Annotated in this window: 15 protein-coding genes; 8 read left to right on the forward strand and 7 right to left on the reverse strand. The window is 45.5% G+C overall.

The window, feature by feature from the left end; genetic code table 11:
* Positions 1 to 9 precede the first annotated feature (9 nt).
* The 3 genes from J2S00_RS09265 to J2S00_RS09275 all read right to left on the reverse strand — a co-directional run bounded on the left by J2S00_RS09265 (position 10) and on the right by J2S00_RS09275 (position 4,046).
* On the reverse strand, positions 10 to 2,301 hold the full coding sequence (locus tag J2S00_RS09265; RefSeq protein WP_307338571.1) for a thiamine pyrophosphate-dependent enzyme: 2,292 nt from the start codon (positions 2,299 to 2,301) through the stop codon (positions 10 to 12).
* Positions 2,301 to 3,314, reverse strand: coding sequence for a 2-oxoacid:ferredoxin oxidoreductase subunit gamma family protein (locus J2S00_RS09270; protein WP_307338574.1), 1,014 nt, complete (start codon positions 3,312 to 3,314; stop codon positions 2,301 to 2,303). Before J2S00_RS09270 ends, J2S00_RS09265 begins: the two co-directional genes overlap by 1 nt.
* A gap of 168 nt (positions 3,315 to 3,482) precedes the next feature.
* Positions 3,483 to 4,046, reverse strand: a complete 564-nt coding sequence (locus tag J2S00_RS09275) for a DUF2249 domain-containing protein (RefSeq protein WP_307338959.1) — start codon at positions 4,044 to 4,046, stop codon at positions 3,483 to 3,485.
* A gap of 259 nt (positions 4,047 to 4,305) precedes the next feature.
* On the opposite strand from J2S00_RS09275, the gene J2S00_RS09280 reads away from it, so the two are divergent.
* Positions 4,306 to 5,487: a TIGR04053 family radical SAM/SPASM domain-containing protein gene (locus J2S00_RS09280; RefSeq protein ID WP_307338576.1), complete on the forward strand. Its 1,182-nt coding sequence runs from the start codon at positions 4,306 to 4,308 to the stop codon at positions 5,485 to 5,487.
* Between the two features lie 129 nt (positions 5,488 to 5,616).
* Here J2S00_RS09280 and J2S00_RS09285 read toward each other — a convergent pair whose 3' ends face one another.
* Positions 5,617 to 5,919 carry a metal-sulfur cluster assembly factor gene (locus tag J2S00_RS09285; RefSeq protein WP_307338579.1) on the reverse strand — a complete coding sequence of 101 codons (303 nt, stop codon included), beginning with the start codon at positions 5,917 to 5,919 and terminating at the stop codon, positions 5,617 to 5,619.
* Between the two features lie 23 nt (positions 5,920 to 5,942).
* On the reverse strand, positions 5,943 to 7,208 hold the full coding sequence (locus J2S00_RS09290; protein ID WP_307338582.1) for a hypothetical protein: 1,266 nt from the start codon (positions 7,206 to 7,208) through the stop codon (positions 5,943 to 5,945).
* Between the two features lie 223 nt (positions 7,209 to 7,431).
* Here J2S00_RS09290 and J2S00_RS09295 point away from each other — a divergent pair, with 223 nt between their 5' ends.
* Together J2S00_RS09295 and J2S00_RS09300 are read left to right on the forward strand one after the other, a co-directional pair.
* The gene (locus tag J2S00_RS09295; protein WP_307338584.1) at positions 7,432 to 8,172 is read left to right on the forward strand and encodes a YwiC-like family protein; all 741 of its coding nucleotides are present in this window, start codon (positions 7,432 to 7,434) and stop codon (positions 8,170 to 8,172) included.
* Positions 8,173 to 8,306: 134 nt separating this feature from the next.
* A complete protein-coding gene (locus tag J2S00_RS09300; RefSeq protein WP_307338587.1) occupies positions 8,307 to 8,618 on the forward strand; it encodes a hypothetical protein in 312 nt (103 codons plus the stop codon).
* A gap of 154 nt (positions 8,619 to 8,772) precedes the next feature.
* Here J2S00_RS09300 and ric read toward each other — a convergent pair whose 3' ends face one another.
* Positions 8,773 to 9,489 (reverse strand): iron-sulfur cluster repair di-iron protein, encoded by a 717-nt coding sequence (ric, locus tag J2S00_RS09305; protein WP_307338590.1) that lies wholly within the window; start codon positions 9,487 to 9,489, stop codon positions 8,773 to 8,775.
* Between the two features lie 283 nt (positions 9,490 to 9,772).
* On the opposite strand from ric, the gene J2S00_RS09310 reads away from it, so the two are divergent.
* From J2S00_RS09310 to J2S00_RS09330, 5 genes are all read left to right on the forward strand, one after another.
* Positions 9,773 to 10,324, forward strand: a complete 552-nt coding sequence (locus tag J2S00_RS09310; protein ID WP_307338594.1) for a hemerythrin domain-containing protein — start codon at positions 9,773 to 9,775, stop codon at positions 10,322 to 10,324.
* A gap of 68 nt (positions 10,325 to 10,392) precedes the next feature.
* A complete protein-coding gene (locus J2S00_RS09315) occupies positions 10,393 to 10,896 on the forward strand; it encodes a Crp/Fnr family transcriptional regulator (protein ID WP_307338599.1) in 504 nt (167 codons plus the stop codon).
* Between the two features lie 317 nt (positions 10,897 to 11,213).
* Entirely contained in the window at positions 11,214 to 11,846 is a 633-nt protein-coding gene (locus J2S00_RS09320; RefSeq protein ID WP_370875855.1) for a GNAT family N-acetyltransferase, read from the forward strand.
* An 85-nt stretch (positions 11,847 to 11,931) separates the two neighbouring features.
* Positions 11,932 to 12,636, forward strand: a complete 705-nt coding sequence (locus J2S00_RS09325; protein WP_307338605.1) for an acetoin utilization AcuB family protein — start codon at positions 11,932 to 11,934, stop codon at positions 12,634 to 12,636.
* A complete protein-coding gene (locus tag J2S00_RS09330; RefSeq protein ID WP_307338608.1) occupies positions 12,614 to 13,810 on the forward strand; it encodes an acetoin utilization protein AcuC in 1,197 nt (398 codons plus the stop codon). Before J2S00_RS09325 ends, J2S00_RS09330 begins: the two co-directional genes overlap by 23 nt.
* 71 nt (positions 13,811 to 13,881) lie before the next feature.
* Here the strand turns inward: J2S00_RS09330 and J2S00_RS09335 are convergent, their stop codons facing one another.
* Complete coding sequence (locus tag J2S00_RS09335; RefSeq protein WP_307338611.1) at positions 13,882 to 14,076, reverse strand: cupredoxin domain-containing protein; 195 nt, start codon at positions 14,074 to 14,076, stop codon at positions 13,882 to 13,884.
* Between the last annotated feature and the right edge of the window lie 37 nt (positions 14,077 to 14,113).

Below are 14,113 nucleotides of genomic sequence, written 5' to 3' on the forward strand. Positions count from 1 at the left end.
AAGGGTGTATTACAAATGAGGGGTTTCATGTTTTAACTTTAACTTGCGCCACCTGCGTTCCACTTCTTCTTCAAGCGATTTTAGCACAGCTTTGTTTTCCTCACGTAACAAATGTTTCGTTTTGCCCATCATTTTTAACCAATCAGTCAAGGGAATGCGGGCTTGTTTGGCTTCAGGATCATAAGTGATCGTCGTTTCACCTTGCTCAACTTCATAGAGCGGGAAGAAGCAGGAGTCCACTGCTGCTTTTAAAATTTGCTGGCCAAGCCGCTCTTCAGACTTCCAGTTTAACGGACACGTAATCAGAATCTTACCATAGACCAGACCTTCGTGCTTGGCATACCACTGAGCTTTGGCTGCTTTTTTCACCAGATCTTGTGGATAGGCTTCGCATCCGGTGAATACATAGGGGATGTTGGTCGCAGCCATGATTTGAGGTGTATCTTTATGATGGAATGGTTTGCCTTGTTGCTTTCCGCCAACACCGGTGGTGCTGGTCATGTGTCCAAGCGGGGTGGAATAAGACATTTGTGATCCTGTGTTCATATAGCCTTGATTATCGTATTCCAGCAAGATCATATTGTGGTTACGCAAAGCGGTCCCAATGGCCGACCCCATGCCGATGTCCATTCCTCCGTCGCCGGTGACCATAACAAAGGTGACGTCATCGGGAACCTCTATTTCACCACGCCGTTTCAGCTCAAAGAACGCTTCGACTGTTCCTGACAAAGTGGCAGGTCCATTTTGGAACAGATTATGAATAAAAGTTTGTTTATGTGCGCTATATGGATACGCAGCCGTTGTAATGTAAGCGCAACCAGTCTGGAATAACAATACAACATCTCCTTCAATACCTTTAAAAAACAGTTCCAGTCCGGGGAAGATGCCACATCCTGGACAGGCCCCGTGACCAGGAGCGATACGCTTGGGCTTCTTGGTCAACATTCTGAGAGGCGGAATTTTGACAGACAGCTTACCAGTTTTTTCGTTTTTGGTTACTTTGATCAGGCCTGATTTGAAATCATCCCCGCGCTGAAGTTTTTTGGGTGGGTTGAGCTTCAGCTCTTGATTCCCTGGTACCTGCCCATAATAGTCAAAGGGTTGTTCAGCATATCCTTTTTCGCTAGCGTCAATGGCCAATCTGAAGAAGGCCTGGGCATCATGGGGATAAAAGTCTTTTCCTCCCAGTCCGAAGATGCGGCTCACAACCACTGTGCGGTTGTCCCTGTCTTCTTGCAGGGCCGCTTTTACTTCATGGGTAAGGTTACCGCCATGGGAACCATAGGAGTCAGCCCGTTCACCAATGACCAACCCCTTTACGTTCTTAAGTGCCCGGCGTACATCTTCAGCTGGAAACGGACGGATCACATTAGGACTAATGACACCGGCTTTAATTCCTTGTTCACGCAAGCGGTCAGCCACGTCTTTAGCTGTCTCAGCAGCAGAATTTAACAGAAACAGGGCGACTTCCGCATCATCCATACGGTATAAGTCAAGCGTTTGGTACATTCGGCCCGATAATTGAGCATACTCAAGGGCAACCTCCTGGAACACTTCCAGTGCGTTTGAGAGCGCCACACTGAGTTGATACCTGTTATTAATTAAGTCGTCCCCGTGCATATGGGCCCCGATCGTAACAGGATGCCTGGGGTCACAGGCCCTGGGAAATCCGCTGGGCGGCTTGCCGATAAAGTTTTGCACCGTTTCTTTCTCAGAGAAGTAAGAAACTCTTCGTTTTTGATGGGAAGTGAAAAAGCCATCGTAAGCAACGATGATGGGTAAACGCACGCGCACATCTTCTGCGATTTTCAAGGCCATGATGTTCATATCATATACAGCTTGTGGCGTACGGGCTGTTAAAATGATCCACCCCGTGTTTAAGGCATAGTATAAATCAGAGTGGTCACCACGGATGTCCAGAGGACCGCTGACAGAACGGGTAACCAGATTAAGCACCATGGGAAAACGGGTCCCTGACTGAACAGGAAGCTGTTCAAGCATGTATAATAAGCCATTGGCGCTGGTTGCATTGAGGACACGCGCGCCGGTGACCGCTGCACCATAACATATCCCGGCAGAACCATGTTCACCATCTGCTGGAATAAGCATGATGTCGTGTTCTCCTTTGAGCTTCATCTGATCCAAGTATTGGGCTATTTCAGTAGACGGGGTAATAGGATAGTAGCCCATCACATGATAGTTGATTTGTGCAGCGGCGATGGCGGCTACTTCATTCCCAGACTTAAAATCACTGATCTGTTTGGCGAGAGACATCCTCTTTTTTTCTTGGGTCATTTCCATTACATCGTGCTCCCTTCCACTGCTGTAAATGAATGAGGTGTACGGTGGCGTTCTGCGTATCCTTCTTCCTCAGTCACGGTTGTCAATGCGGTTGTGGGACAAGCTTCAACGCATTTAAGACACCCTTTGCAATATTGGTAATCAATACCTTTTAAGACCATCTGTGCCCGTCCCCGTTTGTCCTGTTCTTCCTCCCACACAAAACAAAAATCTGGACAAACGGTATCGCAGGCGGCGCAATTGATACATTCCTGCTGATTGAAACGAGGTAACAAGCCTTGGCGTGAGGGACTTAAATCCCGCAACACACTGGTGGGTTGGGAAGTGATGACCCCGCCTAGCTCTTGTGTCATGTAACCACAAGGAGTGGTCAAACGCTGGTCTGTTTCTGTTTCCACACCATCCGGGGCAGGGCAGGTTTGAAAACGAACTTCATGATACCCTCTGTCAAAGGTACGGATATTAGGTTCTACTAAGTGCGGGTATTTAGTTTCAAATGTTTGGCGAATCACTTGGCGCATATCTTCAGGATCTAAAAAGCTGCAAATACGGAACAAGGCACCCAACATGACCGTATTGATCTTTGTTTTCTCCTCCATGGCGATGCGGAGTGCATCAACAATAGCCAATGTGCCGTAACTGAGCTTCAAGTCAGCTCTGACCTGGTCAAAGGTCCGGGAAGAGTTGACCAGTACAATACCCTCTGGCCTCAGTCCGCTAATCACATCAACAGTTTTATATAAAGCCTCATGAAAAATCCCGATGACATGAGGCTCTTCAATGGGACTGTGATCTCGTATTTCGGTATCTGCTTCAGCAAAACGCACGAAGCTGCGGACAGGTGTTCCCTTCTTTTCAGATCCATACGTAGAAAAGTGGGAACCATTGATTCCCAACCCCAGAACGCCGGCTTCTGCCAGCATTTTGCCAGCTAAGTTTGCCCCTAAACCTCCAATAGACTCCAGTCGAATCTCATAAAATCCTAGTTGATTTGTCGTTGGCAGTATTGACATAAAGACCCTCCAGATTTTTAAAGTTACCAGGGTGATTATAGAAGAACAAATAGGGCCCGGCTATGATCTGTGTCACAGGTTTCCACATGATTGTCTGGTTAAACATAACCGGATATGAATGGTCATGTGGTGATAAATAAAGAAGAAGTAGGAGAGGGGTTATTCAACCTACTTCTTGGTAATCGTGATATTAACAGTGTTTTCGTCGACTTGCTCATACTGATAGTCATAGCCCAGTTGTTGGAGTTCTTCAAACAGGAATACCGGTACCCGTTCGTTGGTAATAATCAGTGATTCTCCAGGTTTCATTCGCGACAGTTGGTAGAGTGTACGCATCATTGGCTTGGGAGGCTCTAAACCCCGGTTATCTAAACGGTACACCTTTCCTTCTCGTTTCAGGTCTTTTTCTACTGACTGGGCAATTTTCTCGTCATCTACCATTGTCTGAGCTGGTGGTGAAGAAACTCGCGGTTTCTCCGGTGTCTTCTTTCCACCAAACAGGTTGGATAGTGAAAATTTACGTCTCTTTTTAGTAAAAGTGACAACCCAGTGATCGGCTGCACGCTGTTCAAGCTCATGTTGAAAACCTTTTGCTTTAAGCAAAGTTAATAAGGGAGTAGGTTTGAAGGTGGCGTGTAAGATAAATTGATCCCCTTCTTGCAAAGTTTTAACCACATTCATGATTTTTTGGAAGGGCTCTCTTTTATTCTTCAGATCTTCACGGACATCCAGTTCAACGACCCGGTTTTTCTTCGGCCATCGCCTCTCTTAATCGTGTATTGTACACCTTAGTGATACGTTAAGGTTTTCTGTTTTTATTGTATCGGTATCCTGACTGCTAAACTGTGATGCAAATCACTGTTGGAACCCCTATCCGATGGCATCTCTGTGAACGAGTGATCAAAATCACATTTCACTTCTTACTACTATTCTATACTTAATGTACAGGTACATTGTATCTTGTCCACTTATGAGGAAAGGGGCTTTTGATATGCACTCTGCACATACAGAACGTTTTCCTGCGTTTAAACCAAGGGATTATGATCAAAATCCGTTTATTGTGATATGGGAAGTAACCCGTGCCTGTGAACTCAAATGTTTACATTGCCGGGCTGAAGCCCAAAAAAAGCCAGATCCCAGACAATTGACCACAGCAGAAGGAAAACAATTAATTGACCAGATTGCAGACATGGACTCCCCTTTACTGGTTTTTTCGGGCGGAGATCCCCTGATGCGGGAAGATTTGTTTGAGCTAGCCCATTACGCTATTCATGAAAAAGGATTGCGTCTATCCATGACGCCCAGTGCTACTCCCCTTGTAACAAAAGAGGCGATCAGGAAAGCCAAAGAAGTAGGTTTATCCCGCTGGGCCTTCAGTCTTGACGGTTCTACAGCTGAAGTTCATGATGCCTTCCGGGGAACGAGTGGCTCTTATGATTTAACGATGCGTGCGATTGACTATTTGCGGGAGTTAGATCTGCCGCTTCAAATTAATACAACAGTGTCACGTTACAATTTGCATGACTTGCAAAACATTGCTGAACTCCTTAAAAAACTTGATGTTGTCTTATGGAGTGTCTTTTTCCTTGTACCTACCGGACGTGGGCGGAAAGAAGACATGATTTCGCCAGTGGAACATGAAAAAGTGTTGAATTGGTTGTATGAATTAAGTTTGGAAGCGCCGTTTGACATTAAGACAACGGCTGCTCAACACTACCGGCGGGTTGTGATTCAAAGAAAACGCAGAGCCGCAAAGGAAAAAGCCAATGCTGATTCTCAGCCGGCATATGAAGAAGCCCTAAATAAAGGAAAAATTAATCCCCGGGACGGGCTGGGACGGGCACCGCAAGGGGTAAATGATGGAAACGGGTTTGTTTTTATTTCCCATATCGGAGATGTATATCCCAGCGGGTTATTGCCCGTGCGCTGCGGTAATGTACGGGAGCAGCCTCTGGCAGAGATCTACAGAGAATCACCCGTCATGAAAGCTTTGCGTAATCCAGACCAATATAAAGGGAAATGTGGTGTTTGCGAGTTTAACAAAATATGTGGGGGCTCCCGCTCCAGGGCTTATGCCGTAACTGGAGATTATTTGGAGAGTGAACCCTATTGTGTCTACATTCCACCCAAATGGAGAGCGTTACAAAAGGCGAGAAAATCAGGGGATAAATAAAAGCACACAAAGTTAAAGTGGTGTGCGAGCTAAGTGTGATTGGCATCACATCATCAACAAATAAAGGTGGCCGACGCATCAGCCACCTTTGCTTGTGCTCAAAACCATTTCTTAGAGTTTCATCCCAATCTACTCCCAACCTAACAAGGCTTTTGCTTCTGGAGACATCATCGATGGATTCCAAGCAGGCTCCCACACGAGATTGATATCGACCTCAGAAACTTCATCCAGTTTCTGCAGTGCATGGCGGACGCCTGAGGTGATGCTGTCATGAAGTGGACATCCCGGTGTGGTTAAAGTCATGGTGATCATCACTTTGCCATTTTTTTCTTGGATGTCATATATCAAGCCCAAGTCATACACATTAATGCCTAGTTCGGGGTCCAGCACTTGCTTAAGTTGCTCAATAATTTTGTCCTTTACAGCGCTCATGGTTACTCCTCCTTACCAGACTCTTATTTTTTGAAAACAGAGAAGGTGATCCAGGCATATAGCAAGGCACTTAGTACATGCAATCCTTGCCCGGTATAAAAAAGGGTGGCCGATTTGAGCCATAAACTGATGGTCACAAGCAGGGTCGCCAGGATAAAAGCAGGGAAAAATAAGGCGCCCAACCGTTCATCCATCATTTCTTTCAGCGTGGGTACATTTACTTTACCAATTTGATTGCTATATTTATAGGTCCACCATAGAAAGGGAATAATTTTAAATAAATAGCCTAGTATGCTAAGTGAAATCCAGCCCATTAAAAACAAATAACTGAGAGCTACCAATTCTGAGCTGACAGATCGGCTACTGGAGACAGATATCCCAATAACAATAACTAGCAAAACAGAGGCGCCCACTCCGCCTGCGATAGCAGACAAGGCATATTTAAATCCCAGATCAGGGTGGCGCTTCATTCTTTTTTTCCAGATGAGCCAGACATGGTAAGCAAAAAGAATAAAGCCCAAACTGAGCAGCACAGCTCCAATTAGCATGAGCGGTGATGAACTGAAAAAATAGGAGCTGATCATAATGAAAATACCTGCAACAAACGTGAAAAATACGGGTAAACTGATGTCCATGGCATAACCGTGGGCCAACGTAAACATGGGAACCATCTTATAAGAAAAGCCGAAGATCAAGAGGGAGAACCAACTGATCAACCCCAAAGTGATATGGGTATATAACAGGGCCAGATGATATTGACCGATGAAACCGCCTACAGTCAGCTGCCCAACGAGGATTAAACCGAGAATGATCGTCAAGGTCAGTGAAAGTAATGAGGCAAAAACCATGACTGTCATCATATTCCATGAGGTAACTGCACGCAAAGACAATAGCATATTACCTAAGAATATAAGAAACCCAGCAACCAAGAGGGAGCCGAACAGAACCAAGCCTGCTGGTGAAAAAATGAAGAAAGTAATGGTAAAGCCAAGCAAGGCTATGACCATGATAATGAACTGTACATAGCCAAGCCCTTCTGAACGAATCCTGACCTGGAAAGCGACAGGTACCAGCTGGTACATCGCACCCATGGATACCATGGAGGCCCAGCCAATGAGCAGTAAATGCGCCACTGCCCACATGGCAGGTGTGCGAAAGTGGCCGCTCAACAGGTCATTTCCATAGATCAATAGTAATACTTGAGCCAGCACAAAGGACAAAATCCCGGTCAGGATAAAAGAAAACGGCAATTTTACACCGGGTGCTTTTGAGGTTAATGCTGTGGGCATCATAGGATCACCTTCTTTCTGTAACCTTATAGCTATAACACACAGTAATAAGTTCCTGTCTTGTTTAGGATGTGAAAAGAACAATCGGACCAGGTGAATATTGAAAGTGATTCTTATTATCGTATTTCTAGTGTAAGCCACCTACGGTACTTTGGCAGTGACTTGGGTCACAGTGGGTGTGAAAGGGCGAAGCTATAATGAGAAACAAAGGAAGGTGATAGGTATGAAATGGTATATTCCACGGGAACATGGCGCCTGGTCCATGTGGATCACACCGTATCTGATCGGTGCCTTTATTTCGCCATGGACCTGGATGAAAGTGATTGCTTTTGCCGGTCTGTTCTTCTTATATATGTCTTCGGCACCCCTGTTGGAGTATGTCAGATGCTCACGTAGAAAAAAAGCGTCTCCGCTGCCCAGTCTGCTTATTTTTTCTTTCACAGGTTTGCTTCTTATACTCTTCCCTGTATTGTCTGATCCAAGTATTTTGTGGTATTGCGGTATGGCATTGCCTTTCTTCCTGGTCAATCTCTACTCTGCACGCAGAAAAAAAGAACGGTTAATCATTAACGATATTGCTGCCATTATCGCTTTAAGCGCTTCAAGCTTATTGGCTGTCCATTTGGGCTACGGTGGATACCACCCGATCGGACTTTACGTGTGGCTTTTGTCCATCTTTTACTTTACAGGGACAGTTTTTCATGCCAAATCCATGATCCGGGAGCGGGGAAACCGCTTAATCAAGCGAGCCGCTAATCTGTATCACGCTTTGTATGTGATCATTCCGATTTTTTTCGGGCTGTGGTGGGTCAGCCTCATTTACCTGCCCTCGGCTTTGAAGGTATGGCTGACCCCTTTTAACAGTAAAATACGGCCGATAACGCTAGGGGTAATGGAGATCGGTTTTTCGGTTTTGTTTTTTATCATGAGCGTCTGGCTGATGGGCCAATTTGTGATCATTTAATGACATATCATCCTCAAGGCGCTAAAGGGTGATATATTTCACTTTCCCTTCACTATTTTTGAGCCATAATACTAACAGTAATATGAAGTGATGAAGAGATCAGCACAGTAAGCAGGAGATGGGGGTGAAGTGAAATGAGAGTATTTTTAAGAGCGGCTGATGAACAGGTGGCGGGCAATATTTTGCGCTTTCTTCAGTTTAAGTCGGATAAATTAACAGCGAAGGACCTTTATCAAGATTCTCAATTATATTTATCCACTATTAATGACAATAACTCCCCGCTGCGCCAGGGAAAGATCGTCATGGTCAATGACAAGGGATTAACAATGGAACTCAGGGATAGTAAAATCAGTTATTTAAGTTTTGTTCCTTGGGAAGCGGTTCATGAATTTAAGATTTCTTTGGCCGAACCGATTTATCTGGAAAAAAAGAAAAAAGCGAGATAGATTTGATCCTCTTGACTAACCAATGGTTGTCCAACCAAAGTGCACATGTTGAGGCAATGGCTTCTGAACGGAATGGACAGCCATTTTTGTGTTTGGCAAACAACATAAAGCCAGGCATCACAGCCTGGCTTGTGCGCTTATGGGGTTGGGTTTCTTATGACGATTTCAGTTTGTTTAGGATGCGCTTAAACAAAATGTTGTTCTCCAGATGAACGTGTTCAAACATATCAGATTCCAACTCTTCCAAGCGTTGATAGGTCATCTGGTAGGTCATGCACGCTCCTTCTGGAGGTTGGAAATCGCTGGTCAGATCGCGCAGTTGTTTGAGGATATCACCAGCTGTATCGTGTTCATCTTCCAGCTCAGCAATTCCTTTGATCAGTTTTTGCCGCGCTTCGGGTGTAGGGTTTTCCTCATGGGCTTGAATCAATGGGAATACATGTTCCTCTTCTTTCAGTGCATGTTGTTCCAATTCTGTTTTAAGGGTATGGAAGAGTCGGTGTACATCTGCCAGCTCTGGCCGGTCGGGTCCGTGAACGCGGAATACTTTGGTGACATATTGGCTTAGTTGGGGAAGTTCACGGTACAGATAGGCGTGATGTGTATCAATGATATGTCTGATGATATCTCTATAAGAGGCTTCCATCCAGTTCGTTTGCTGTTGGTCATGAGTTTGCTTTTGGGCATAATCCTCATTTAACTTATTTAGAATTTCTTCCTCATTAAGATTTTTCTCTTCAAGCACTTCTCCTAGCGGGCGATCGCCTCCACAGCAGAAATCAATGCGATATGCTTTGAAAATATCACTGGCTTGAGGGAAAATGGTGACAATATCACCTACCTTAGATGTGCGATCAAATACTTTTTCCATACTTAACCCTCCTCAGTCATTTAGATGGGTGACTTTAATCTATTATTTATTCTTGTCTAGATTTACTTTAGGCCAAAAATTTATTCTTGTCTGTGAGTACGATCACAGATATTGAGAATCATTATCATATATAATCTACTTCAAGAAATATAATCATTATCATTATCTGGTTTGATATTTAATCACGTCGTTGTAACATTAAAAGTGAAACCGACGTGACTGGGTCCGTGAGTCTCATGTCTCTGGATAGAGGATAATAAATATTAGTTAAGGAGATGAATCGATGATGAACCATACACCATTTGGATGCGGAGGAATGAATGTGGGTGACATGTCGAATGTTTCTCTCTCCGCTCCTTTGCAGCAATTAAAGGAAGAACATGTTTCACTGAGAAAAGCAATGGACGCATTTTATGCAACAGCCCAACGAATCGTACCTGGAAGCACAGATGACACTGATTTAAGGAAACAATTTAATACACTTCACGATCAAATTGCTTCTTTTACAAAGCAATTAAAACTTCATTCTAAAAAGGAAGATGATGGTTTGTTTCCGATGATGGCCAAATATATCGGCAGAGAGTCCGGCCCAATAGCGGTTATGGAATATGAACATCAGCAGGCAGAACAATATTTGAATCGTTTTCTTGAAGGAACCGAAGAGGCAAAGCCACAGAACAACAAGGACCAAATCAAGAGCATCACCCAATTTGCCATCGAAGCCTATTTCATCTTAACCGAGCATTTTATAAAAGAAGAAAACGTGCTTTTTCCAATGGCTGAAAACATGTTGTCAACAGAAGAGAAAGAGCAGTTGCAACAGCAGTTTCAGTAACAAGTGTTTGCAGAATCAGCATATATTTGGGCGTGGTACAGTACATGCCATAAAGGAGTAGTGGAACAATGAAACTGAAACCGGGTCAAGTTTTGTTCCATCAAGGCGAAACAGGCTCCCTTTATCACCTTAAAGAGGGCTTGCTTAAAATTGTCCGTGTGAAGGAAGATGGCACCTCCACACTGGTCAACCTGATTCTTCCAGGGGAAATTTTTCCCCATCATTCATTGTTGACACAAAAGGAGTATTTTGGCACCGCGGTTGCCCTTCTCGATAGTGAAGTGGAGGTCATCACCAGTGACAGCTGGTATCACGAGCTGGACCAAAACCCGGAGCGTCTAAAGGAGATTGCTTTGGTGTTGCAGGAAAAATTAAGGATGATGCAGCAGCGGATTGATCAACTGACTGCTGTGAAACCAGCGGAACGGTTTGAGCTAGCAGAACGGTGGTTCAGGCGTCATTTTCCCCATTTAGTGCTGGCTGATGTACTCAACCAGGAAGAAATCGGCCAGTTCATCGGTGTACGGCGTGAGACGGTCAACCGCTTGCTCAGGAAGCGTTGCTGTCCATAGCTCCCTAGAAAATTGGGCCATGAAAAATCCCTCCTTGAGAGGGATTTTTTATGATTGAATGGCTTTTCAACGGAAAAGCCGTGTTCATCTTCACCGGCTCAGGCCGCTTCAATGGAGGCATTGAGACTTGATGATTCACCACCTCATGCATGTTGTTCGATTATGTGAATCACATCTTGCTGTCACAATTTGTTCAAACAAAGGCCTAAACAAGTGACAGATATCACTGTAAGCAGCGAAGCGGGGTTTTAAAGTTTTAGATAAACAACAAACATGAGATAATAGAAAAAATACCTCTCATCCAGGAGGAAATGATGGTGAAGCACACCAAAACCTTTTTTTGTGATACCGTTCAGTTTGAAGGGCGGACCATTCACATTCAAGGACCGGTTGCCTATGAAGATCTGCAAGGTTATGATTTTCATGAAGGATTAACCGCTTTCAGGCCGCCTGAACAGCAGTATGAGGCTCTGCTGTCGATTGTCCAATTGCCCGAGGCCCGCATTATTGTTTCCTTAGACAGCAACATGGTGGTCGCTTATGTCACGTTTTTGTATCCCGATCCCCTGGAAAGGTGGTCGGAAGAGAAGATGGAAGATTTACTTGAATTGGGGGCTATTGAGGTGGCACCCCCTTACCGTAACTTAGGCCTGGCCAAACGCATGCTCCAAGTGGCCTTTCGGGATGATGCCATGGAGGATTATATTGTGATCACCACTGAGTATTACTGGCATTGGGATTTAAAGGGGACCGGACTGTCTGTATGGGAGTACCGCAAAGTGATGGAAAAGGTGATGGGCAGTGTTGGTTTGACCTGGTTTGCCACCGATGATCCTGAGATTTGTGCCCATCCTGCCAATTGCCTGATGGCCCGGATCGGAAAACGGGTGCCGATGAGCTCCATTGAAAAGTTTGACCGCATGCGTTTTAAACGCCGGTTTATGTATTAGTGCGGTCATGTATTAATGCTGTAAAGCAGTTATTCCGGATGTTGATAAAGCATGTAGAGTGAGCGGGACAAGGAGGTACAGGGTGATGCAAATAGAAGAAGTGATGAAACGGAAAGTGATCACTGTTTCTCCGGATACCACCATCGGGGAAGCCAGACGTTTGTGTCAGGAACACCGTATCCGTCACCTTCCAGTGGTTGAGGGGGAGAGACTGGCGGGGATTATTTCCGACCGGGATTTGCGGGACGCGCTTCCTTCTGTTATTCAAAAAGAAATTGAAGCGGATGAGATTTATGAGCTCCCTGTCTCTTCCTTTATGAAAAAGGATGTGATCACCATTCATCCTCTGGATTGTATTGACGATGCGGCATTAACGCTGTATACCGCCAAAATTGGCTGTTTACCGGTTGTCAGCCAGGGCAAGCTGGTGGGCATTGTGACTGAATCTGATATCCTCCATTCGCTGGTGGAGCTGATGGGGGTGGATCAGCCCAGTTCTTATTTAAAAATAGAAGTGGATGATACCACTGGCCGTCTGGCGGATGTGGCCCAGATTATTAAAGGGTGTCATGTCAATGTCTCCAATGTGTATGTCTACCCCAGCAAGAAAAAAGGCAAGAAAAATTTAATTTTCCGGGTGCAGACCATCGACCCCCGGCCCATTATTGAACGAATTGAACAGCATGGTTTCCGGGTCATCTGGCCCGAAAAGCTGGATTTCAAGCACCGGACAGCACATGATAGAACAGAAGAGAAGGAGCAAAACGATGACGAGCCGTCCAGCCTTTAAGCCGCTGTTCATATACAGCGAGCAGTTGCTCAACTATTTTTTCCATGATGAACATCCTTTTAATCAGAAGCGGATCGCCTTGACCAAACAATTGCTGGAATGTTGTGGATATTTAGCACAAGATCAGGTAGTGGCTCCCCGTCTGGCCACAGATGATGAGCTCATGCTTGTTCATGATCAGGATTATATTAAGGCGGTTAAGCAGGCCAGCCTAATATCAGATCAGACCTCTCTGGGGCAGGAGCACCCTGAATTTCATCCTTTTGGCCTGGGAACGGAAGACAACCCTCTTTTTCCTGACATGCATCAGCAAGCGGCCCTGGCTGTGGGGGGAACCTTGCTGGGGGCGGAGTTGATCGTCCAGGGACAAACCACACGTGTTCTTAATCTGGCTGGGGGGTTGCATCATGCACAGCGAGGTAAGGCTTCAGGGTTTTGTATCTATAATGACTGTGCGGTGGCCATTGAGTATGTGCGCCGAAAATATGGCATGAAGGTGCTGTATATCGATACGGATGCCCATCATGGTGACGGGGTACAGTGGATTTTTTACCATGATCCTGAGGTATTCACTTTTTCTATTCACGAAACTGGGCGTTATTTATATCCCGGTACCGGCCATGTGAACGAAAAGGGCATTGGTGAAGGGTATGGCTATTGCTTAAACTTGCCGGTGGACGCCTTCACCCAGGACAAGTCTTGGCTGGCTTGTTTTGAAAGCGGTTTAGAAGCCGTACTTCAATTTTTCAAACCGGATATGATTATCAGTCAGCATGGTTGCGATGCCCATTTTTATGATCCGCTGACCCATTTGGCTGGTTCCATGGCTATCTACGCCCGTATGCCGGAAGTGATCAAACAGGCTGCAGAAACCTATACGGGAGGGAAATGGCTGGCCGTTGGCGGCGGGGGGTATGATATCTACCGTGTGGTGCCCCGGGCCTGGGGATTGTTGTGGATGGTGATGAACGATGTTCCCATCAAGCAAGGGCCATTGCCTGAATCTTGGCTGGATGACGTCCTTCCTTTGGCAGGCGGGGGGCTGCCTCACTTATGGTTGGATAAGGATGATATACTGCCTGTTATCCCTCGCCAGCGGGAGATCGAGGAGAAAAACCGGCTGATGCTGAACCAGGCCTTATCCTATTTGCGCCAGCAAGTGGGATCCGGGTAGGAAAACTCACAAGCAAGCAAAAGAAGCGAGCAGGGAGTCCGACGCTGGTACGGAGGAAGCCCTGCTCTTTTTCATGGGATGATAGGTTGCCGTGGTTCAATCCGTTGCTCGGCCGTCAGTTTTTCGTCTTTGATCAGCTGTTCAAAAGGTTCCAAGCTGCTGAATAAGTCTTCCCACATGACATAACAATCGCTGTCATTCACTTTGACCACTACGCCCTGGGCGCCATCCGGTTTAAAAATGACCACATCCCCCACTTGAAACATAGGGCCCCACCTTTCTTTCCATTTTTTTGCAGGCTTG

Origin of the sequence: Caldalkalibacillus uzonensis (genome assembly GCF_030814135.1) — a bacterium.
GTDB lineage: Bacteria > Bacillota > Bacilli > Caldalkalibacillales > Caldalkalibacillaceae > Caldalkalibacillus > Caldalkalibacillus uzonensis.

What these genes read in the sequence shown, in the direction of transcription:
- J2S00_RS09265 (WP_307338571.1), bottom strand. Translation starts at nt 2,301, where the DNA reads ATGGAAATGACCCAAGAAAAAAAGAGGATGTCTCTCGCCAAACAGATC.
- J2S00_RS09270 (WP_307338574.1), bottom strand. Translation starts at nt 3,314, where the DNA reads ATGTCAATACTGCCAACGACAAATCAACTAGGATTTTATGAGATTCGA.
- J2S00_RS09280 (WP_307338576.1), top strand. Translation starts at nt 4,306, where the DNA reads ATGCACTCTGCACATACAGAACGTTTTCCTGCGTTTAAACCAAGGGAT.
- J2S00_RS09285 (WP_307338579.1), bottom strand. Translation starts at nt 5,919, where the DNA reads ATGAGCGCTGTAAAGGACAAAATTATTGAGCAACTTAAGCAAGTGCTG.
- J2S00_RS09290 (WP_307338582.1), bottom strand. Translation starts at nt 7,208, where the DNA reads ATGCCCACAGCATTAACCTCAAAAGCACCCGGTGTAAAATTGCCGTTT.
- J2S00_RS09295 (WP_307338584.1), top strand. Translation starts at nt 7,432, where the DNA reads ATGAAATGGTATATTCCACGGGAACATGGCGCCTGGTCCATGTGGATC.
- J2S00_RS09300 (WP_307338587.1), top strand. Translation starts at nt 8,307, where the DNA reads ATGAGAGTATTTTTAAGAGCGGCTGATGAACAGGTGGCGGGCAATATT.
- ric (WP_307338590.1), bottom strand. Translation starts at nt 9,489, where the DNA reads ATGGAAAAAGTATTTGATCGCACATCTAAGGTAGGTGATATTGTCACC.
- J2S00_RS09310 (WP_307338594.1), top strand. Translation starts at nt 9,773, where the DNA reads ATGATGAACCATACACCATTTGGATGCGGAGGAATGAATGTGGGTGAC.
- J2S00_RS09315 (WP_307338599.1), top strand. Translation starts at nt 10,393, where the DNA reads ATGAAACTGAAACCGGGTCAAGTTTTGTTCCATCAAGGCGAAACAGGC.
- J2S00_RS09325 (WP_307338605.1), top strand. Translation starts at nt 11,932, where the DNA reads ATGCAAATAGAAGAAGTGATGAAACGGAAAGTGATCACTGTTTCTCCG.
- J2S00_RS09330 (WP_307338608.1), top strand. Translation starts at nt 12,614, where the DNA reads ATGACGAGCCGTCCAGCCTTTAAGCCGCTGTTCATATACAGCGAGCAG.
- J2S00_RS09335 (WP_307338611.1), bottom strand. Translation starts at nt 14,076, where the DNA reads ATGTTTCAAGTGGGGGATGTGGTCATTTTTAAACCGGATGGCGCCCAG.